General features: G+C 61.3%; 15 protein-coding genes, 3 pseudogenes and 1 other annotated feature. Of the genes and pseudogenes, 4 read left to right on the top strand and 14 right to left on the bottom strand.

The genetic code is table 11. The features are described from left to right. Positions 1-127: 127 nt before the first annotated feature. Positions 128-309, top strand: a pseudogene (locus PYR71_RS07695) (IS3 family transposase); the annotation flags it as partial. Continuing rightward, positions 199-315 (top strand) — a sequence feature (AL1L pseudoknot). (Overlaps the previous pseudogene by 111 nt.) Here PYR71_RS07695 and PYR71_RS07690 read toward each other — a convergent pair. Next, positions 310-717 (bottom strand): carboxymuconolactone decarboxylase family protein, encoded by a 408-nt coding sequence (locus tag PYR71_RS07690; protein WP_275618868.1) that lies wholly within the window; start codon positions 715-717, stop codon positions 310-312. It overlaps the preceding feature by 6 nt. A 299-nt stretch (positions 718-1,016) precedes the next feature. Here PYR71_RS07690 and PYR71_RS07685 point away from each other — a divergent pair, with 299 nt between their 5' ends. Next, positions 1,017-1,946 carry a TauD/TfdA dioxygenase family protein gene (locus PYR71_RS07685; protein WP_275618867.1) on the top strand — a complete coding sequence of 310 codons (930 nt, stop codon included), beginning with the start codon at positions 1,017-1,019 and terminating at the stop codon, positions 1,944-1,946. A 46-nt stretch (positions 1,947-1,992) separates the two neighbouring features. On the opposite strand, the gene aspA is transcribed toward PYR71_RS07685, so the two are convergent. From aspA to PYR71_RS07655, 6 genes and pseudogenes are all read right to left on the bottom strand, one after another. Continuing rightward, the gene (aspA, locus tag PYR71_RS07680; protein WP_275618866.1) at positions 1,993-3,420 is read right to left on the bottom strand and encodes an aspartate ammonia-lyase; all 1,428 of its coding nucleotides are present in this window, start codon (positions 3,418-3,420) and stop codon (positions 1,993-1,995) included. A 101-nt stretch (positions 3,421-3,521) separates the two neighbouring features. Continuing rightward, entirely contained in the window at positions 3,522-4,616 is a 1,095-nt protein-coding gene (locus tag PYR71_RS07675; protein ID WP_275618865.1) for an asparaginase, read from the bottom strand. Between the two features lie 69 nt (positions 4,617-4,685). Beyond that, the gene (locus PYR71_RS07670) at positions 4,686-6,158 is read right to left on the bottom strand and encodes an amino acid permease (RefSeq protein WP_275618864.1); all 1,473 of its coding nucleotides are present in this window, start codon (positions 6,156-6,158) and stop codon (positions 4,686-4,688) included. A 191-nt stretch (positions 6,159-6,349) separates the two neighbouring features. After that, entirely contained in the window at positions 6,350-7,051 is a 702-nt protein-coding gene (locus PYR71_RS07665; protein WP_275618863.1) for a FadR/GntR family transcriptional regulator, read from the bottom strand. Between the two features lie 52 nt (positions 7,052-7,103). Continuing rightward, complete coding sequence (locus PYR71_RS07660; RefSeq protein WP_275618862.1) at positions 7,104-7,823, bottom strand: FadR/GntR family transcriptional regulator; 720 nt, start codon at positions 7,821-7,823, stop codon at positions 7,104-7,106. 61 nt (positions 7,824-7,884) lie between these two features. After that, positions 7,885-8,183 (bottom strand): annotated as a pseudogene (locus PYR71_RS07655) (cupin domain-containing protein); the annotation flags it as partial. Between PYR71_RS07655 and PYR71_RS07650 the strand changes: the two are divergent. Next, positions 8,184-8,394 (top strand): annotated as a pseudogene (locus PYR71_RS07650) (ISNCY family transposase); the annotation flags it as partial. Positions 8,395-8,568: 174 nt separating this feature from the next. Here the strand turns inward: PYR71_RS07650 and PYR71_RS07645 are convergent. Then, positions 8,569-11,991 carry an autotransporter outer membrane beta-barrel domain-containing protein gene (locus PYR71_RS07645; protein WP_275618861.1) on the bottom strand — a complete coding sequence of 1,141 codons (3,423 nt, stop codon included), beginning with the start codon at positions 11,989-11,991 and terminating at the stop codon, positions 8,569-8,571. Positions 11,992-12,413: 422 nt separating this feature from the next. Between PYR71_RS07645 and PYR71_RS07640 the strand changes: the two genes are divergently transcribed. After that, on the top strand, positions 12,414-12,722 hold the full coding sequence (locus PYR71_RS07640; protein WP_275618860.1) for a hypothetical protein: 309 nt from the start codon (positions 12,414-12,416) through the stop codon (positions 12,720-12,722). Between the two features lie 355 nt (positions 12,723-13,077). Here PYR71_RS07640 and PYR71_RS07635 read toward each other — a convergent pair whose 3' ends face one another. The 6 genes from PYR71_RS07635 to PYR71_RS07610 form a co-directional block, all read right to left on the bottom strand. Then, positions 13,078-13,899, bottom strand: coding sequence for a bifunctional allantoicase/(S)-ureidoglycine aminohydrolase (locus PYR71_RS07635; RefSeq protein ID WP_183920211.1), 822 nt, complete (start codon positions 13,897-13,899; stop codon positions 13,078-13,080). A gap of 83 nt (positions 13,900-13,982) precedes the next feature. After that, entirely contained in the window at positions 13,983-15,818 is a 1,836-nt protein-coding gene (locus PYR71_RS07630; RefSeq protein ID WP_275618859.1) for an ABC transporter ATP-binding protein, read from the bottom strand. Between the two features lie 34 nt (positions 15,819-15,852). Beyond that, entirely contained in the window at positions 15,853-17,049 is a 1,197-nt protein-coding gene (locus PYR71_RS07625; protein WP_275618858.1) for an aminotransferase class V-fold PLP-dependent enzyme, read from the bottom strand. Positions 17,050-17,119: 70 nt separating this feature from the next. Next, on the bottom strand, positions 17,120-17,632 hold the full coding sequence (locus PYR71_RS07620; protein ID WP_037144659.1) for a RidA family protein: 513 nt from the start codon (positions 17,630-17,632) through the stop codon (positions 17,120-17,122). A 54-nt stretch (positions 17,633-17,686) separates the two neighbouring features. Continuing rightward, the gene (locus PYR71_RS07615; protein WP_183778136.1) at positions 17,687-18,556 is read right to left on the bottom strand and encodes an ABC transporter permease; all 870 of its coding nucleotides are present in this window, start codon (positions 18,554-18,556) and stop codon (positions 17,687-17,689) included. Beyond that, a complete protein-coding gene (locus PYR71_RS07610) occupies positions 18,556-19,497 on the bottom strand; it encodes an ABC transporter permease (protein WP_275618857.1) in 942 nt (313 codons plus the stop codon). The genes PYR71_RS07615 and PYR71_RS07610 overlap by 1 nt, the downstream gene beginning before the upstream one ends. Positions 19,498-19,660 lie beyond the last annotated feature (163 nt).

The raw sequence follows: 19,660 nt of genomic DNA, 5'->3' as shown, positions 1-19,660 counted from the left end.
TGTGCGGCATGTTTGCCAAAACCGCATCAAAGCGACTGTTCTGATCGTTGAAGTTCTTCTTGATGGCCGTGAAAATCGAGATGTCATCGCAACTGATCAACCACCCGCCCTCCCAAACGAAGTGGCCGAGAAGATGAAGGCTCTGGAGCGGGAGAACCGCGACCTTCGACAAACCAATGAGATACTGCGCAAAGCATCCGCTTATCTTGCGATGGCGGATCTCGACCGCCTATTGAAGCGATGATCTCCTTCATCGACGAACACCGGTCGGTATTCGGGGTCGAGCCGATCCGCAGACTGCTGCCGATCCTATCGCATCTCGAATTCCGGATCGGGCGGAACCTGCATGGCGAGAGCGAGATGGTTTGTCAGTGCGGCAAGCCCGATGATCGTCAAGAGTTCGCCGTGCTGGGCATCGGTCATCCCGCGGGCGCGGGCGGCTGCGGTGTGGGATTGAATGCAGTACTGGCAGGCATTGGCCGTCGACACCGCTATGTAGATCATCTCCCGCGTCAACGGATCGATGGCGCCTTCGACCGTCATGACCGATTTGAGCGTCTCCCATACCCGCTTGAGGTTTGCGGGGTCGTTTGCAAGAGCACGCCAGAAGTTGTTGATGAAATCGGTCTTGCGTGTCGCCCTGATGTCATCGAACACGGCTTGGACGGCCGGAATGGCTGCGGCCTCTTGATCCGACAGAAGTTTGACTGTTGCCATCGAAAGTTCCTTTCCGGGCGCCGATCCACCGCCTCAAACATAATGTTGCTCGGCGATCCCACGCCGCCGGTTGAAGATACGAAGAAACGGCAATGGCCGCCAGCCTCCCGCCTGGCGAGGAAATCGAAGCGGCTGTTTCACGAAAACGGGCAAAATTAGAAATTATTGTCTACAGATTTTGTAGATTATGCGGTTCCATAGCCTGTCGACTTCAGCGCTGAGATTTCGAACGCCCAATGGATGCATCCTTGGGCGCATGTGACCTGCCGACTTCTTCCCAAATCAAACAGGAGATTTCCATGAGCAATCCGGTTCTCGTCAATCAGATCATTCCCGAGTCCGATATCGTCCCGCTGACCGGCCGTGTTGGCGCCGAAATCAAAGGCGTCCGCCTCGGCGGAGAGCTTTCGGACGCAGCGGTGGCGGCCATCAACCAGCTTCTCCTGAAGCACAAGGTGATCTTCTTCCGCGATCAGGGACATCTTGACGATCCAGAACAGGAAGCCTTCGCACGCCGCCTCGGCGATCTCGTGCCGCATCCAACTCAGGGACCGATCGCCGGTACGGCTTCTATCCTCAATCTCGATTCCAGCCGCGGCGGCGGCAGGGCGGACCAGTGGCACACCGACGTCACCTTTGTCGACGCCTATCCCAAATTCTCCGTGCTTCGCGGCGTCGTCATTCCGGCGGCCGGCGGCGACACGATCTGGTCCAACACCCACGCCGCCTATGAAAGCCTGCCGGCGCAGCTCAAATTGCTGGCGGACAATCTGTGGGCCATTCACAGCAATGCCTATGACTATGCGGCCGTGCGTCCTCGCGCCACAGCCGAAGAGAAGAAGCATTTTGAGGAGGTTTTCACTTCGACCATCTATGAGACCGAGCATCCTGTTGTCCGTGTCCATCCGGAAACCGGCGAAAGATCGCTGCTGCTCGGCAACTTCGTTCAGCGCCTGGTCGGCCTGTCAAAGAGCGACTCCGCAAAACTCTATGAAGTGTTTCAGTCCTACGTCACCGCCCCGGAAAACACCGTGCGCTGGCGCTGGCGGGCCGGGGATGTCGCGATCTGGGACAACCGCGCCACCCAGCACTATGCCGTCAACGACTATGGTGACCAGCACCGCGTGGTGCGCCGCGCCACCGTTGATGGCGATGTTCCCGTCAGCATCGACGGCCGCCGCAGCATAACCCATGTCAAGGCCGCCAAGCCGCAAGCGAAGGCGGCGTGATCGTGCACATATGAGTGTCGCCCGGAAGCAAAATGCGTCGGATGCCTTACGAGAAGGACAGCTTCTCGCTCGGCCGGGTCAGCGTTTCCGGGCGAAGCACCGCATCGAGATGCTCCTTTTGCATCAGCCCGCGCTCGAGAAGGATTTCGTAGACCCCCCGTCCCGAATGATGCGCTTCCAACGCAACCTCTGTGGCGTTGCGGTAGCCGATATAGGGGTTGAGCGCTGTCACGATGCCGATCGATTGCTCGACCATCTGCCGCAGCCTTTCGCGATTGGCGGTAATGCCTCGAATGCAATTCGCCTCGAGCGTCAGGCAGGCATTGGTCAGATGGCTCAGGCTGCGGTAGAGGCTGTAGAAGATCACCGGCTCGAAGGCGTTGAGCTGCAGCTGGCCGGCCTCCGCCGCCATGGTGATCGTCACATCATTGCCGATCACTTCGAAGGCGACCTGGTTGACGACTTCCGGGATAACCGGGTTGACCTTGCCGGGCATGATCGAGGAGCCGGCCTGGCGTGCCGGCAGATTGATCTCGTTGAAGCCGGCCCTCGGCCCCGAGGACAGCAGCCGCAGGTCGTTGCAGGTTTTGGAAAGCTTGACCGCCACGCGCTTGAGAACGCCCGAAAGCTGCACGAAGGAACCGCAATCCTGCGTCGCCTCCACCAGGTCAGGTGACGTCACCAGATCGACGGCGACGATATCGGACAGGCGCTCGCACACCAGCGCCGCATAGCGAGGATGGGCGGTGATGCCGGTGCCGATCGCCGTTGCGCCGAGATTGATCTCGCGGATCAACGACACCGCTTCGGAAAGGCGCGCCTCATCCTCCGCCAACATCAGCGCGTAGGTTCCGAATTCCTGGCCGAGCGTCATCGGCACGGCGTCCTGCAACTGGGTGCGGCCCATCTTGAGGACGTCGGCGAACTCGACCGCCTTGGCCTCGAACGCGCGGCGCAGGATCGCCATGGCGTCGACGAGACGGTGAACACCGATCCATGCGGCAAGCTTCAACGCCGTCGGATAGACGTCGTTGGTGGATTGCGAGAGATTGACGTGCTCGTTCGGATGCAGGTGCTGGTACTCGCCGCGGCGATGCCCCAGGATTTCAAGCGCCCGGTTGGCAATCACCTCATTGGCGTTCATGTTGGTCGAGGTTCCCGCCCCGCCCTGGATCAGATCGACGACGAACTGGTCGTGCAGCGCGCCGTCGCGGATTTCGATGCAGGCCGTGACGATGGCGTCGGCCCGCTCCTGATCCAGAAGGCCGAGGCTCAGATTGGCCTGAGCCGCCGCTTGCTTGATCGCCGCCAGCGATGCGATCAGATCCGCCGATTCTTTCAGCGTCTGACCGGTTATCGGAAAATTCTCGACCGCGCGCAGCGTATGCACGCCGTAATAGGCCGAGGCCGGCACGTCGCGATCGCCGATCAGGTCGTGTTCGACGCGGATAGCAGTCGTATCGGATGTCGTCATGGCGGGAACTTTCGAGAGGGGCGCACGCATTGCGGCGACAGGCTGGAGACAAGAATGGCTGGTGACGCGGCAGAATAGCCGCGTCCGCAGGCGTCATCGGGTCAGGCGGCAGGATGAGGATCGTCCCCGTCCGGCTTCGATCCGCGCAGTTTGAATGGGAAAGATACGCCGCCTGTTGTGACACCCATCGTGTTCACGCGCTGGGGATGATGGAACGGCGCGAGCTGGCTGCGGATATCAGGCGAGCCGATGCCGAGCCGCTCGAGGAGCTCCGTCACGACGGCGTACAGGATTTCAAGGTTGCCGTCCTCGATCTTGACGGAGATGCCAAGGGCATCGTCCGTCCCTAATCGCCGGGTTGCATCCGAGGCCCGCACGCCGATCGCGTAGCTCGCGTCGGCGCCGAGCTTGCCGATGAGGGCGCCGTCGAATGCGCACATCAGCAGCGTGCAGTAGCGCCCCTCGCCCGCGACCATGTCAGGGTGGCCGGCCATTGCATGGAAGATGCGGGCCAGTGCCGGCCCTCGCATCGACGGCCCCTCGCCCGCATCGTCGCCGTCCGCTGCCGCGGCAAGCTTGGCATAGATGCGGGCCAGGCGATCCAGCGGAAAGGCGGGAGTTGGGAGATTGCATCCGTCGATCCCCCATTCGACATCCCGAACGTCCAGATCGCAGAGTTCGGCGACGGTGCGCTTGACCCTCTCCTGCATCGGATGATCCGGCAGGTGGTAGCCTTCCATGCCTGCCCCGGTCGCCCGAGCGCCGGCAAGCATGCCGACGTGTTTGCCCGAACAATTGCTGCAGACTGCCGTCGGGACAAAGTCCTGCCTGATCCAGGAGCGGTTCACCATTTCGGACAGGGAAGGATGACCGCCGCAGCGAAGGTCGGCCTCCTCGGCCTTGATCTTCGACAGCATGGTTCGCGTCCGCGCGATATGCCGCTCTTCGCCGCTGTGGGACGCGCACATCAGCGCAATATCCGCATCATCGAAGCCGAAACGCTCGAAACCCTCCGTCTCCAGTATGGCAAGCGCCTGGGCCGGCTTGGCCGCGGACCGGGCAAGCGTCATACGCGTCGGATTTCCCAGCGCGTAGAGCAGCCTGCCCTTTGCATCGACGACAGCCGCGTGGACGCGATGGCTGTTCTCGACGATCCCGCCACGATCGGTGACGACGAAATCCTCACTCGGGGTCATGTCTCTCTCCATTCATGCCGCACCCCGGCGGCCTGCGCCGCCGGAGCAAGCTTGGATTCTCGATCAGTGTCAGGCGAGATCGAAACCGCCGCGATCGTCGCCTTGTTCGGCGGCGAGCATGTAGATGCGTTGACGCATCAGCAGCCAGCCGACCACCAGTGCCGGAATAATCAGGGCCAGCGAGGCGACCGTGTAGGTTCCGACGGGATAGTCGAGGGCCATCAGGATCACGACGACGGCAAGGAAGCCCAGCGTCAGCAGGCCGGTATAAGGCGCGCCGAACACCCGAAATTCAGGCCGCGCCAGCTTGCCCTGCCGCGACAGCTGCCACAGCTTGAGCTGGCACAGCACGATCACGCCCCATGCCGCAATGATGCCGAGGGCTGCGACATTCAGGCCGATTTCGAAGGCTTCCGCCGGAACGACGGCGTTCAGCACGACGCCGAAGGCGGTCACGACAGCCGTCACCGCGATACCCCCATAGGGCACGCCTGATCGGTTCATCTTCGCCAGCGCCGCCGGCGCCGAGCCTGATATCGCCATGGAATGCAGGATGCGGCCAGTCGAGTAGAGGCCGGCATTGAGCGACGACAGGACGGCGGTCAGCACGACGAGGTTCATGACGACGTCGGCACCCTGAATGCCGATCTTGCCGAAGAAGGTGACGAACGGGCTCTCGCCACCCTTATAGGCCGTGTAAGGCAGCAGCAGGGACAACAGCAGGACCGAGCCGACATAGAAGACCACCAGGCGCAGCACGACCGTGCGGATCGCCCGCGGCATGACTTTGCGGGCATTTTCGGTTTCACCGGCGGCGGTCCCGATCAGCTCGATCGAGGCATAGGCGAAAACCACGCCCTGTATCACCACCAGGGCCGGCAGGATGCTGTTCGGGAACATGCCGCCGAAATCGGTGATCGTGTTCACGCCCGGAACATGGCCGTCGATCGGCGTGCCGGTGACGACGAAGTAGACGCCGACGACCAGGAAGACGACGAGGGCCAGAACCTTGACGAGGCTGAACCAAAATTCCAGTTCGCCGAAGACCTTCACCGACAGAAGGTTCATCGAAAGGACCAGGACCAGCGCCGCGAACGCGAACACCCACTGGTCGATCATGGCGATCCAAGGGACATATGCCTTGAAGAAATTCATGTAGAGGGCGACCGCGGTGACGTCGGCGACCGCCGTCATCGCCCAGGTCAGCCAATACATCCAGCCGACTGCGAAGGCGAGCTTTTCGCCGTAAAATTCGCGGGCATAGGACACGAACGAGCCCGAGGTCGGACGGTGAACAATCAGTTCGCCGAGGGCTCTCAGAACGAGGAAGGCGAAAAAGCCGCACAAGGCATAGACCAGCACAAGTGCCGGACCGGCAGCAGCAAGCCGACCGCCGGCGCCGAGAAACAGCCCCGTGCCGATGGCGCCGCCGATGGCAATCATCTGGATTTGCCGCGGCTTCAGCGCCTTTTGATAACCGAGGTCCTCCTCGACAATGACCTGGCTATCGGCCTCGCTTCTGTTGGATTGCATCACTGTCATTTCTCCTCCCTATCGCGTGGGTTCGGCAACCTCCCGGCCGCCCCTCCGCGCAGATGCCAAAGATGTTAATCTGCTATGCGGTCTGACAGGTTTGGCGATAAAGGAAAAACTACCCTGCAGTCAAGGATTTTCTCTTTGCTATTTGTGGATGCGTAGCGAACGCCTGTGAGAAGGCAGGCCTTGGCGGCTGGTTACATTGAGCCGATAATGCGGCTGACCGCCGCCTCGACCTTCTTCAGATGAATTTCCATCGCCGCCTGGGCCTCAGCCTCCGCCCCTTTTCGGATGGCTTCGACGATGGCGCGATGCTCTTCGTTCGATTCCTGACGCCTCGGCCCCAAGGCGGTCAGCAGCCCGGATTGCTGCGCCATCGCCTCGCGGACGTCATCGACGATGTCGCGAAAGACGGCATTCTTCGATGCCTCGGCAATCAGCCCGTGAAAATCCGAATCCAGCCGCACCCAGGCCTCGGTATCTTCTTCCTGCTCCATCCGGTCGCAAAGCCCCAGCAGCCGGGACAACTCATCATCGCTCCGGCGCAGCGCCGCCCAGCCGGCCGCGGACACCTCGACGAAGGGGCGCGCCTCCAACAGATCACGCGCCGAATAATTGCCGTAGCGGATATCTCCGTCGCCTGCGGCGGCGAGCACATAGGTCCCGCTCCCGGTCCGCGTCTCCGTTAGCCTCAAAATCTGCAGCGAGCGCAGCGCTTCCCGCACGATCGGACGGCTGACACCGTATTTTACCGCGAGCTTGGCTTCCGACGGCAGCTTCGAACCGGCGGCAAAACGGCCGGAAAGAATGAGATTGCGCAGCTCCTCGAAGACCAGTTCCGAGGCGCTTTTTCGACTGAGGATCGCGGAGTCGGAAAGCCAGCTTTCTAGATCGTTCATCGCTTTGCATTCGATCGGCAGCGACCCGGATACCCGGGCGCGACATTGGAAATCATATCGTCAGCGGCGCTCTCTCTTCACCGGCAATGCCGATGATGGAGCGCTTGACCTCCAGCAGGTGCTCCGCCATGGCGGCGCGTGCATCCCGCTGGCTGCCTGCGGCGATAGCCTCCAGAATTCGACGGTGCTCGGCGTTGGAGGCTTTGCGCCGGCCGCGAACATGCTCCACCAGTTCCGACTGCGTCGAAAGCGCCCCGCGGACATCGGCGACGACTTTCCGGAAAATCGCATTGCCCGAGGCTTCGGCGATTTCGCCATGAAACTCCGCGTCCATCCGCACCCATGTCTGGACGTCCTCCTCGTCGTCCATCCGGTCGCACAAGGATGAGAGCGATGCGAGCTGCGCGTTCGAGCGCCGCAATGCCGCCCATCCGGCAGCCGGGATCTCGATGCAGGGACGCGCCTCCATGAGATCGCGGGCGGAATAGGCGCCGCCGCCGAGCTGCCGCGCCGGGCTCTCCGAAACGACGAAAGTGCCCCGCCCCGTCCTGGTTTGCGTGAACCCCAGCGTCTGCAGCGAGCGAAGCGCCTCACGCACGATGGCCCGGCTGACGCCGTAACGTTCGGCGAGCTGCACCTCCGAGGGAAGACGGGTGCCGAGAGCCAGTTTCCGATCGATAATGGCCGTGCGTACATCTTCGAAGACCGCTTCGGCAGCGTTTCTCCGGCTTATCTCTTTCTTCTCCGACAGCCATGAATCCATATCCTGCATCGAGCGACGATGCGGGCATTCGAAGGAGCTGTCAAGCAACCGGACAGGTGTGCGATACTGCCTACCAGAGCTTCATATGCCGGTTGACATCCTTGTAGAGGAGGTAACGGAAGCGGCCGGGGCCACCGGCGTAGCAGGCCTGCGGGCAGAAGGCGCGCAGCCACATGAAGTCGCCGGCCTCGACCTCCACCCAGTCCTGGTTAAGGCGGTAACCCGCCTTGCCCGAGCACATAGAGCCCATGCTCCATGACATGGATTTCCATGAAAGGGATCAACCGCGCCCGGCATCAGCGTGACGATATTGACGTGCATGTCGTAGCGCACATCGGCCGGATCGATGAAGCGGGTGGCGCCCCAGCGGCGGCGATCACCGAGAACAAGCGGCTCAGCGACGTTCTGGCTATATCAAGGAGTGCCAGGAGCAACAGTCAAAGCTAGTGGTGAAGACCAACAGCGAGAAGAACGGCTATGTGCGACGGGCTCATGCTCCGGGACGGTGGAGGATTTTATGACCGATCCGGCGACGATCGAACGCCGTAAAGCAGCGCTGGCAAAGCTTGATGCTGCCGACCCCACGCCAATCTGTTCCACGTTTCCCCGCCACGCCTCTCCTCTCACCATCATCGAATGTTGCGCTCAACGGCGAATGAACCTGTGGACCAAAAACGCTGGGGCTTAACCACCGATGGGCGGTTTCACCATAGATCCGTGGCCGACAGGTTCACAGTTCCGTCGGGCCATGTCCTCAGAACTTCACCCGGAACCCGGCAGTCCCAGTGAGGCTGTAGCTGTCCGAGAAGTTGGACAGGCTGGTGTTGATGGAAACCTCGCCATACAGGGAATATTTGTCATCATTCCAGTTATAGCTGCCGCCCGCGCCGATACCACCCCAGGTGCGGTCGCTCTCGTTGGCAAAGTCCACGCCTGATACTCCAACCTCCGTCCCGTCAAGGAACTCGTAATAAAGATTGGCAATGCCATAAAGAAGCGCGCGGGTCGTCGTTCCTGAAGCGCCCTCCCATGTATTTTCATAATCCGCCGAAAGTCCAAGACGGCCCTTAAGGCTTTCGCCTCTCCCGAGAGAAACATTGGCACCGAAGGAATCCGTGAAGTTATCAAAATTGACATTGGAATATGCGAGCTGAGCTTGCGGGGTAAGCGTCCAGCTCTGGTTCAACGCAAATCTTTCACCGGTTTCCAAGCTGAAGGCGTAGCCGAAACCGCCATTCCCTCTCGAGAGCCCACCCAGGAAGTCGGAAGACAGGTCACTATCATACCATGTCGCCTGCGCCTGCCCGTCAAGATAGAAACCATTCTGGCCATACCAGGTCAGCGTAGCGCCAACGCCATAGCCGTCGGTATTGACCGTGCCATCGCCGAAGACGGAGGACACATCTGCGGACGCTTTGCCGTACTGAGCCGTGATGCCTCCCATGAGTGTGCCGCTGCCGCTTTCGTAAAGCTGCTTTTCCAAGCCGCCTTGGAACTTCCATGTATTCAAATCGTAATCAGCGGAACTCGTTGACGTTCTCGGGTCAAAGCTTTGATGTGCGCCTTCGACGCGTGCCCACACGCCGCCTCCCTCGACGAGGGTCGGTCCGCCCTCAGACGGCTGCGGGGCCGGCTCGATCGTTCCAGGGCCGTCACCCTGGGACAACGTTCCGTTGCCAGCTCCTGACCAATAGCGGTTCCCAAGACGCTGTTGCAGCGTTGGCAGCCCGTTCAGGCCTAGCAATGTCTGCGCGTAGGCCTCATAAACGGGAACACCGGGTTGGTAGAGCGGCGATGATGCGGCGTCAGCCGCATCGACTAAAGCGGAACGCAGATACCAATCACCATCGTTTGGCGTTGCGATGCCATTCTTGTATAGCCGGTAGGCATAGGCGCCGCCGACAACGGCTTCTTCGCCCTGAAAGAGATAGTCTCCGTCAAGGGCAAAGCTGCCGGCGGAAGAGCCAGCAACATCGATCACCCGTATCCCTTCCACAGTCAGCGCTCCCTTGCCGCCAACATTGTTCACGACAAGCGTCGTCAATCCTGACGTGTTACCCGCAACCACAAGCCGGTCGGTCGTTGACGCGTCATTGCCCAGCGCCGTATTCAATCGTAAAGTGCCACCCGCGCCCACATAGTTACCGCTGACAGTCAGTGTTGCTCCCGGGGCGCCTCCCACAATGACCGATCCGGCATTGGTGAGCACGCTAAGGGTCTGATCGAATCCGGCCGCATCGAGGGTCCCGCCAGCAAGCACAGAAGTCGACGAAGTGGAGCTAAAGGCGTTCGTGGTCCCAGCCGCGAGCGTTCCAGCCTCGACCGTCGTTGCACCTGAATATGTATTCTGTGCGGTCAGAATTGTCGTTCCGCCGCCGATCTGCCTGACGTTACCCAAGCCGGATATCACGCCGTCGAAATTCATGCTGTCCGAGCGATTGAATGCAAGTGAACCGTCGTTGGCAACATCTCCGACAATAGAGCCCGACGTGCCGCCATTGCCGAGCTGCAGTGTCCCGGCGTTGATGGTGGTTCCGCCAGTGTAGGTATTGTTGCCGGCGAGGACCGTGGTGCCCGAACCGTTCTGTTCCACGGCACCCGAACCGGAAATAATCCCGGGCACTAAAAAAGCGTCCGAGCGGTTGAACGCGAGGAGACTGTTGTTCAACACATTGCCAGAGATCGAGCCGCTCGTTCCGCCGTTTCCAAGCTGGAGGGTGCCTGCTGAGATCACGGTACCACCAGCATAATCGCTGTTGCCCGTCAGGACCAGAGACCCTGATCCCGTCTTCGTAAGTCCGCCGGGCCCGGTTATACCCTGTGCCAAGGTCGAATCGAAGGCCTGTGTATTAATCGTGCCGCCCCCGACATTCAACGTCACTGCGCGAGTGGCCGATAAGTCGAAACTGCTGTTGAGTTGCAAGGTGCCGCCATTGAAACTGACACCGCCCGTCGAAGCACCTAGCGCATTGTCGGCGCCGACCGCGACAACGCCGCCATTGATAAAGGTTCCTCCGGAATAGGTATTGCCCGCCGCGACCGAGGGATCGAGCGTAAGGGTGCCCGCTCCGGTCTTTTCGACGGCACCGGTTCCGACGATCTGACCGACATAGGTGCCATTATCGGGCTGAGTAAACCGGACAAGGCCGTTATTGGTGATGTTGGCGATATTGTTTGCGGGAACAAGTTGCGTCGGGAGAGCCTGCGCGCGCGCTTCCAATATGCCGGCAGGATCGATGATAACCTGCCCGGTATAGTTGCTGTTCGTCCCCGTCAGGACAAGCGTGCCGTTCTGAACCGTAGCGACGGTGACGCCGGTAATGGTACCTGTCAGCGTCCACCTTCCGAGATCGTTTTTAACGAGGCTTTCAAACCCGGTGAAGTTGCCGGCCATGGACGATTGCCCATCGCCGCTGAGGAAGATCGCATCAGTCCCGCCGCCGCCGGTAAAATTGCCAGTGACACTCGATCCGGTATAGAGGCGCAAGATATCATTGCCATTGGCTAGATTGATACTGCCTCGAATTATGCCTTTGTTGGTGAAGTCGAGCGCTCCGGCGCCCGATCCACCGATGACGGTGCTGGTTGTTCCGTTGCCCGCTTCGATAATTCCGGTTTCATTGTTGATGACCGTGTTCAGGCCGGACGTGTTCTGCGACCAGATAGCGACAGCATTGTTCGCATCGATTAGGCCATTGTTGGTAAGCACATTGCCAGTGCCCTGGAAATTTACGGCTTCCGCACTGTTCTGCGACCCGAGGGCAAGTAGCTGCCCCCCCTGCTCAATCGTCACCGTACCATTGTTGTTGACCTCAATGGCGTTCCCACCCGTGTTGTAATTGCCAAGGGTGGAGACTGCCGTCGCGCTAACAAGGCCCCCACCGGAAATGGTGATCACCGCGCCGTTGCGCAGGCTGATACCATTCATGTCGCCGACTGCAATCTGCGCACCGGATCCAACATTGACGGTGATGTTGTCTCCAGCAGCAGAATTGCCGGCGCCGACCGTGGTTGTATAAGGATTGGGAGCAGTCGTGTCGCAGCTGATGACACCCCCAAAGGTGACGCAATCGGCAAACGCCATCGTCGGCGCCAGGAATGAGCCTCCGATGAATACGGCAGCGCAGATCGACAAACGGGAGGTGCACGAAGCAAAGGCGGAATGAAGTTCCTGCATTCATTATCTCCAAATCTTTTCCACCTCCTTAAACTAGAACGGGCAAAATGCCTGTGTTCGATCGGCAACAAAGAAAAAAATTAAAACCACCACGGGCACATATGCAGGATTAACGATCACAGGTGGGTGTCTGGCAAGGAAGTTCAGGATGTGGATCAAAAACGCGCTCCGTTCTGCAGGCCTGGCACGCTTCGAAAAACCTGACGGCGACGCTTATGGGCGGCGACGGCAGAGGCAACGAAGCGTCTGGTTTTTGAAATGCTCGAGCCACATTCGAACGCACAAGACAGACCGCTTCCTGCTCATCCGAATGTTTAGTTTTCCAGCAGATTTGGCGCACGATGGGTCTTCAGTAGCTGTTTCTCCGGGCGCTGCTGCGTGGAGGTCGTTGTTGCCTTCGCCCCAAATTGAAGGAGGACAGCATGTCTTCCAATCTCAACATCTCCGTGCGGACGTCTGACTTGGCTATATTGCAAGGCGTCCTCGACGACGCCGGATACGATTCCACAAGTAGCCTCGCAGATCCGAAACATTACAACATCGCCGTCAGACTGCTGTTCAAGCTTTATCGCGACGGAATGACCTCGCCCGCCGCCCTTTCTATCGAACTCAGCCGGCACTTCGGCAAAACACCACTGCCCTCGAAATCATCCGCGGAGTTCGAAAAAAATCGCAAACTGATACAGGGGGTCCGTTCAGCCGTTATAGTCAAGTCGCCCACCGGCGCCTGAACAGACACTTGGTGAGTTACTTTTCGCGGAAAAGAACAGCTTCCTGTCGGCACGCGCGAGTTTGACAGATCGGCATGACTGAACGTCGCCGCTGTCTGGAGCTCGACTCGGATCGCGGGCGAATTCTATCCGCTCGCTAGACCGGCTGCCGGTTCTTCCTTCGCGTTGAGCTCGGGGCCAAACCGACGCTGGTCAAACGTTACGGAATCCATCGTATCATGGCCGCGCGATGATTGGGTGCAACAGCGACCATCTCTCTGCTGACGGCCGATTTGATACGCCTCTCCCTCTCACGGATCAGCGAAAAGAGGCCCGGGAGTAGTCCCATTCGCTCCCAGAGCGAACGGCACTTATGCTACCAGAGCTTCATATGCCGGTTGACATCCTTGTAGAGGAGGTAGCGGAAGCGGCCGGGGCCCCCGGCGTAGCAGGCCTGCGGGCAGAAGGCGCGCAGCCACATGAAATCGCCGGCCTCGACCTCGACCCAGTCCTGGTTGAGGCGATAGACGGCCTTGCCCTCCAGCACATAGAGACCGTGCTCCATCACATGGGTTTCCATGAAGGGGATCACCGCGCCTGGTTCCAGCGTGACGATATTGACGTGCATGTCGTAGCGCACATCGGCAGGGTCTATGAAGCGGGTCGTGCCCCAGCGGCCGTCGGTGTCGGGCATGGCGCGGATCGGATGGTCGTCCTCATGGGTGACGATCGCCGGCGGCGGCTCCAGCTCCTCGACCTCCTGAAAGGCCTTTCTGACCCAGTGGAAGATCGCTGGGGCCGAGCCGTCGTTCTTCAGACGCCAGGCCGAACCGGCGGGAATATAGACGAAGGAGCCGGCGCGCAGCGTATGTTTGACGCCTTCGAGCTCCACCGTCATGCCGCCTTCGACGACGAAGAGCACTGCCTCGGCCCGCTTGTCCGGCTCTGGCCGGTCGCTTCCGCCGCCCGGCTGAACCTCCATCACATATTGCGAGAAGGTCTCGGAGAAGCCGGAAAGCGGACGGGAAAGAACCCATGCCCGCGTTCCCGTCCAATGCGGCAGGAGGCTGGTGACGATATCGCTCATGACGCCGCGCGGGATGACCGCGTAAGCCGTGGTGAAGACGGCCCTGCCGGAAAGCAGCTGGGTCTGCGGCGGCAGGCCGCCGAGCTTCGAGAAATAGTCTGTCTTGTTCATCGTCCGGGCTTCCAAGCAATTGTTTCTGCATCTGCTTTATGCGCCACGGGCCGGATAGGCAACTGCGAATAGGCCAAACCAACCTACCGGTCGGCCATCACCAGATGGCCCGGCCCGACTTCACGATACAAGGTGGCCGGAGGCTGGTAGTCCACGGCACGCATCGGGCTCTTGATTTCGTCATTCGCCACCATGCGTTTTTCGTGGCGGCGGTGGGGATCGGGCACCGGCACGGCGGCGATGAGTTTCTTCGTATAGGGGTGCTGCGGATTGTCGAAGACGGCGGCGCGCGGGCCGATCTCGACGATTTCGCCGAGATACATCACCGCCACGCGGTGGCTGACGCGCTCGACCACCGCCATATCGTGCGAAATGAACAGGAAGGCGAGGTTGAGGCTCTGCTGCAGGTCGAGCATCAGGTTGATGACCTGCGCCTTGATCGAAACATCGAGCGCCGACACGCTTTCGTCGGCGACGATGACCTTCGGCTGCAAAGCGAGCGCCCGGGCGATGCAGATGCGCTGGCGCTGGCCGCCGGAAAATTCATGCGGGTAGCGCGAAGCCATATCCGGGGAGAGGCCGACTTTGACCAGCAGGTCGGCGACGACGTCCCTCGCCTGCTGCGAATTGCCCATCCGGTGTTCGAGATAGGGCTCAGCGATCGCCGCACCGACCGTCATGCGCGGATTGAGGCTGGCGAAGGGATCCTGGAAGACCATCTGCACGGATTTGCGCATCTCGCGCAGATCCTTCCTGTCGAGGCCGACCACCTCCCTGCCCTCGACGAGAACGGAACCCGCCTGCGGCTCGATGAGGCGCATGATGGCGCGCCCGGTCGTCGATTTGCCGCAGCCGGATTCACCGACGAGCGACAGCGTTTCGCCGGCATGAAGATCGAAGGAGACGTTTTCGACCGCATGCACCCGGCTGGTCAGCCGGCCGAACAGGCCGGAATGGATGTCGAAGCGCTTGGTGAGGTTCTTGACCTCAAGCACCGGCCTCGCGGCGACGGTATCGGCGGCCTCGGCCGGTATGTCCGATTCGCCCGTCGCCGTATTGACCACGGGAAACCGCAGCGGCCGCTGACGGCCCTGCATCGAGCCGAGAACCGGCACGGCCGACAGCAGCGCCCTGGTGTAAGGATGTTTGCCGCGGTGAAAAATATCGGCGGTGGGGCCGCTCTCGACCTGTTCGCCGCGATACATCACCACCGTCCTGTCGGCGATCTCGGCGACGACGCCCATGTCGTGGGTGATGAAGAGAACCGAAGTCCCCTCCTCTTCCTGCAGCATCTTGATGAGATCGAGGATCTGGCCCTGGATCGTCACGTCGAGCGCCGTCGTCGGCTCGTCGGCGATCAAGAGTTTCGGCCGGCTGGCAAGCGCCATGGCGATCATCACCCGCTGGCGCATGCCGCCGGAGAAACGATGCGGATATTCGTCGAAGCGCGTGGCGGCCGAGGGAATGCGGACCTTTTCCAGGAGCCTGATCGTCTCGGCCCTGGCATCGGCCTTGTTCATCGCGGAATGGCAGAGCAGCGCTTCGGATATCTGGTCGCCGATGGTGAAGAGCGGATTGAGCGATGTCATCGGCTCCTGGAAGATCATCGCCACCTCATTACCGCGCACCTGCCGCATGGCCTGTTCCGGCAGGGCCAGCAGGTCGCGCCCTCCGAGCATGACGCGGCCCTCGATGCGGCTGACCTCCGCCTGCAGCAGCCGCATGATCGACAGCGACGTCACGCTCTTGCCCGAGCCGGATTCGCCGACGATCGCCACGGTTTCCCCGGGCGCCACGGTGAAGGAAACGTCGCGCACGACAGGCTTCCAGGCGCCGTCGACCAGAAAGGACGTCGTCAGCCCCTCGACGGAAAGAACGGGGATGGCGGTCTCGATCGATTGTGCTTGGACGCTGCCCATGTCGGCTCCTGTTGCGGCGGATGAGAACGGCGGATCAGTCCGGCCAGCGCAGCAAGCCGTCGAAGCGATGCCTGCTGCGGTTTTCGATCGGGGTTGCGATGATCTCGTTGGAAGCGCTCGCCTTGTCGAGTTCCTCGGCCAGGCGGTTTGCGACGATGACCTCCTGGCCCGGATGCAGGTTGCACGGGTCGAGATAGAAGTAGCGGTGCTCCACTTCATGGTCGCGCACGATGATCGGCGGGTTGCCCCTCGCCAGCGCACCGGCGAGATCCCAGGCGGTGATATGCGCCTGTTCGGGATCGACGATCAGGCGCAGCCGGTCGAGCGGATTGCTGGTCGGGTCGGGTTCGATCAGCGCAGTGATGCCGGGGCGACCGTCAAGCGTGCGTTTCCACAGGTTGAGATAACCGGTCTCGCGTTCCCGGATGCCGGCATGGTCGCGGCGTTCCCAGGCTTCCAGCGCCGCCATGACGCCGAAGATGCTTTCCTTGCCGACCTTCATGCCGCGGCCGATGCCCACATTCTGCAGGAAGGCATGGCGCACCAATTCCTTGCGGCCGGCGACGATGCCCGAGGTCGGGCCGCCGAGGAACTTGTGGCCGGAATAGAGCGCGATATCAGCCCCTTGCTCCAGGAAAATCCTCAGATCATATTCCGACGCCGCATCGACGATCACAGGCACGCCCTTGGCATGGGCGATTTCGACGAATTCCTTGAGGTTCAGCAGGCCGTAATCGACGACATGATGGGAGACGACATAGACGGCGGCGGCGGTCTTGTCGGTGATCGCCTTCTCCATGTGGAAACGGTGCGTCGAGGTCGCCTGCCCCACCAGCACGACCTTGCCGCCGGCAAGCCGGATCGCTTGATCGACCGGCGCGCCGTAGCTCACCACATGGCCCATCTGCACCAGCACCTCGTTTTTCTCGGGCACGGCATCCGGCAGCTTCTCGATCGCCAGCAGATCATCGCCGGTAATGGCGCCGGCGACAGCGAGAGAAATGCCGGCCGAGCAGGAGGCGGTGACGAAGCCGGCCTCGCCGCCGGTCAGCCGGGCGATGAAGCTGCTTGCTTTGCGCTGCAGGTCGTTGATCTCGACGAAGTGCGGCAGGATCGCGGTCATCGCGGCGATCGCCTCCGGCACGACGATCGAGGCGCCGAGGCTGGTCATCGTGCCGGATACGTTGATGACGGGGCGAAGGCCGAGCGAAGGTCTGATGTCATTGGGCATGAAGGTCTCCGGAAGTCTGGGGCGAGGAACGGGCCGTGGGTGGCAGCTGCTCCAAATATGCAAGCTCTCGTCAGCCATTCAAGGCGACGATCGCCTCGATCTCGACGGTGATGTTGCCGGGCAGCGAGCCGAAGCCGACGGCCGAGCGGGCATGTTCGCCGGCCGCGCCAAAGACCGCGATCAGCAGATCCGAGCAGCCGTTGATGACGCTCGGATGATCCTCGAACTCAGGCACGGCATTGACCATGCCGAGCAGCTTGACCACCCGCTTGACGCGGGAGAGATCGCCGAGCGCCTCCTGCATGACGGCAAGCAGGTTGATGCCCGTCAACCGCGCATGCCGGTAGGCCTCCTCGACACCGACGCCGCCGCCGACCTTGCCCGCATGCAGGAAGCCGTCGGCCTCGCGCGGCCCCTGGCCGGAGAGGTAGAGCATATTGCCCTCCACCACATGCGTCACGAAATTGGCGATCGGCGGCGGCGGCGGCGGCAGCTTGATGCCGAGGGCGGCTAACCGTTGGTAAGGCGAGTTCTCGACCTTGCCGGCGGCGTTGGGAAATTGATTCACGCAAACTCCTGTCATGCGAATTTTGGATTGGCGAATTTGGTTTCGGATTGGCCGATTTAGGTCGGCGGATTAAAGGTCCTTGCGAAGTCTCGGATCGAGCATGTCCCTGAGGCCGTCGCCGACCATCTGCAGCGACAGCACCGAAAGGATGATGGCGACACCGGGAAACAGCGTCATCCAGTCGGCCTGGCCGATATATTGCCGGCCGGCGGCGATCATTGTTCCCCAGGTCGGGATTTCCGGGCTGACGCCGAGGCCGAGGAAGGAGAGGCCGGCTTCGGCGAGCATGGCGCTGGCGAAAAGGAAGGTGGCCTGCACCAGGATCGGCGAGAGCAGGTTACGCAGCACATGCCGGGTCATGATGTGGAAAGTGGAGATGCCGAGTGCCCTCGCCGCCTCGACATAGGGCAGCTCGCGAATAACCAGCGTCGATGCGCGGACGATGCGCGCCAAGCGCGGCGCATAGACAATCGACAGCGCGATGATGACCGTAGTCAATGACGGCCCGAGGGCGGCGACGAGGGCGATCGCCAGCAGAATATCCGGGAACGCCATCATCGCGTCGATCAGCCGGGCAATCGGCGTATCGAGCTTCTGGAAAAAGCCGGCAAGCAGGCCGAGCGTCACGCCGATCACCGCCGACAGGCTGACGACCGCAACGCCGACGAGCAGCGACAGGCGGCCGGCAAAGATCGTCCGCGAGAAGACGTCGCGGCCGAACTCGTCCGTGCCGAAGAAGAAGGTGCCGCTCGGCGGCTTCAGCCGGTTGACGATGGAAAGCTTGGAGGGCGAATAGGGCGAGACGACAGGCGCGAAGACCGCCAGCAGCACGAAGATCGCCAGGATCAACAGGCCGAAGGCCACCGTCTTGCGCTTGAGCAGGCGGCGGACGAATTTGCTGCCTTCGCTCTCGGCTGATTTGATTGCGATATCGGCCATCAGTAGCGCACCCTCGGATCGACCAACAGATAGAGCATGTCGATCGCAAAATTGATCAGCACATAGAGGGCGGCGATGACGAGCAGCGCCCCCTGGATGACGGGGTAATCGCGCCGCAGCACCGCCGAGACGACGAGATTGCCGACACCCGGCAGACCGAAAACGGTTTCGGTGACGACGGCACCCGAGATCAGCACCGCCGCCGTCAGGCCGAGCACCGTCAGGATCGGGATCAGCGCGTTCTTCAGCGCGTGCTTGAGGATGACCTTGCGCTCGACCAGCCCCTTGGCGCGGGCCGTGCGGATATAATCATCGCCGAGCACATCGAGCATCGAGGCACGGGTGAAACGCAGGATCAGCGCCGAGGAGACGATGCCGAGCGCAATGGCCGGCAGCGTCAGATGATACATGCGGTCTAGGAAGGTCGAGCCCGGCCCGGCATAGCCCGAGACCGGGAAGAGATTGAGCCTGACGGCGAAGAACTGCATCAGGATGAGGCCGAGCCAGAAGCTCGGGATGCTGGCGGCAAACATGGCGAGCGTCGTTGCCGCCTGGTCGACGAAGGAGCCGCGCCGATAGGCGGCGTAAATGCCGATCGGGAGCGCGATGACGCTGGCAATGGCAAGCGAAAACAGCGTCAGGAAGAAGGTGGGCTCGGCGCGGTCGAGTAGCGCCGACGTGACCGGCATGTTGAGGAAGATCGACTGGCCGAGATCGCCCTTTAGCAACTGGCCGATATAATAGAGATATTGCAGGCCGAGCGACTGATCGAGCCCGAGCCTGCTTCTCAGATCGGCAATATCCTGCGGCGTCGCATCCGGCCCGAGCATGACGGCCGCCGGATCACCCGGCGTCACGCGCACGATGACAAAGACGATCGTGACGACGAGAAACATTACGACGATCATGCCGAACAGGCGCTGGAGGATGTAGCGGATCATCCGACTCTTGCTCCTAGGCTCGGTTCATGTGGCACTGTAGTGGAACTTACCGCCCCGCCCTCATTCCTGTCCTCGGGCTTGACCCGAGGGGTGTCACAGGAATCCAGCCACGGCGCGTCTGCGCCGTGATTGACTTTTATCCGTTCAAGAAGTCCTCCGCGCC

This window comes from Rhizobium mulingense, assembly GCF_029194105.1.
GTDB lineage: Bacteria > Pseudomonadota > Alphaproteobacteria > Rhizobiales > Rhizobiaceae > Rhizobium > Rhizobium mulingense.
This window is presented reverse-complemented; position numbering and strand designations above follow the sequence as displayed.

Bases quoted from the DNA above. Each gene is read 5' to 3' on its own strand.
- PYR71_RS07690 (WP_275618868.1), bottom strand. From the start codon at position 717: ATGGCAACAGTCAAACTTCTGTCGGATCAAGAGGCCGCAGCCATTCCG.
- PYR71_RS07685 (WP_275618867.1), top strand. From the start codon at position 1,017: ATGAGCAATCCGGTTCTCGTCAATCAGATCATTCCCGAGTCCGATATC.
- aspA (WP_275618866.1), bottom strand. From the start codon at position 3,420: ATGACGACATCCGATACGACTGCTATCCGCGTCGAACACGACCTGATC.
- PYR71_RS07675 (WP_275618865.1), bottom strand. From the start codon at position 4,616: ATGACCCCGAGTGAGGATTTCGTCGTCACCGATCGTGGCGGGATCGTC.
- PYR71_RS07670 (WP_275618864.1), bottom strand. From the start codon at position 6,158: ATGACAGTGATGCAATCCAACAGAAGCGAGGCCGATAGCCAGGTCATT.
- PYR71_RS07665 (WP_275618863.1), bottom strand. From the start codon at position 7,051: ATGAACGATCTAGAAAGCTGGCTTTCCGACTCCGCGATCCTCAGTCGA.
- PYR71_RS07660 (WP_275618862.1), bottom strand. From the start codon at position 7,823: ATGCAGGATATGGATTCATGGCTGTCGGAGAAGAAAGAGATAAGCCGG.
- PYR71_RS07645 (WP_275618861.1), bottom strand. From the start codon at position 11,991: ATGCAGGAACTTCATTCCGCCTTTGCTTCGTGCACCTCCCGTTTGTCG.
- PYR71_RS07640 (WP_275618860.1), top strand. From the start codon at position 12,414: ATGTCTTCCAATCTCAACATCTCCGTGCGGACGTCTGACTTGGCTATA.
- PYR71_RS07635 (WP_183920211.1), bottom strand. From the start codon at position 13,899: ATGAACAAGACAGACTATTTCTCGAAGCTCGGCGGCCTGCCGCCGCAG.
- PYR71_RS07630 (WP_275618859.1), bottom strand. From the start codon at position 15,818: ATGGGCAGCGTCCAAGCACAATCGATCGAGACCGCCATCCCCGTTCTT.
- PYR71_RS07625 (WP_275618858.1), bottom strand. From the start codon at position 17,049: ATGCCCAATGACATCAGACCTTCGCTCGGCCTTCGCCCCGTCATCAAC.
- PYR71_RS07620 (WP_037144659.1), bottom strand. From the start codon at position 17,632: ATGACAGGAGTTTGCGTGAATCAATTTCCCAACGCCGCCGGCAAGGTC.
- PYR71_RS07615 (WP_183778136.1), bottom strand. From the start codon at position 18,556: ATGGCCGATATCGCAATCAAATCAGCCGAGAGCGAAGGCAGCAAATTC.
- PYR71_RS07610 (WP_275618857.1), bottom strand. From the start codon at position 19,497: ATGATCCGCTACATCCTCCAGCGCCTGTTCGGCATGATCGTCGTAATG.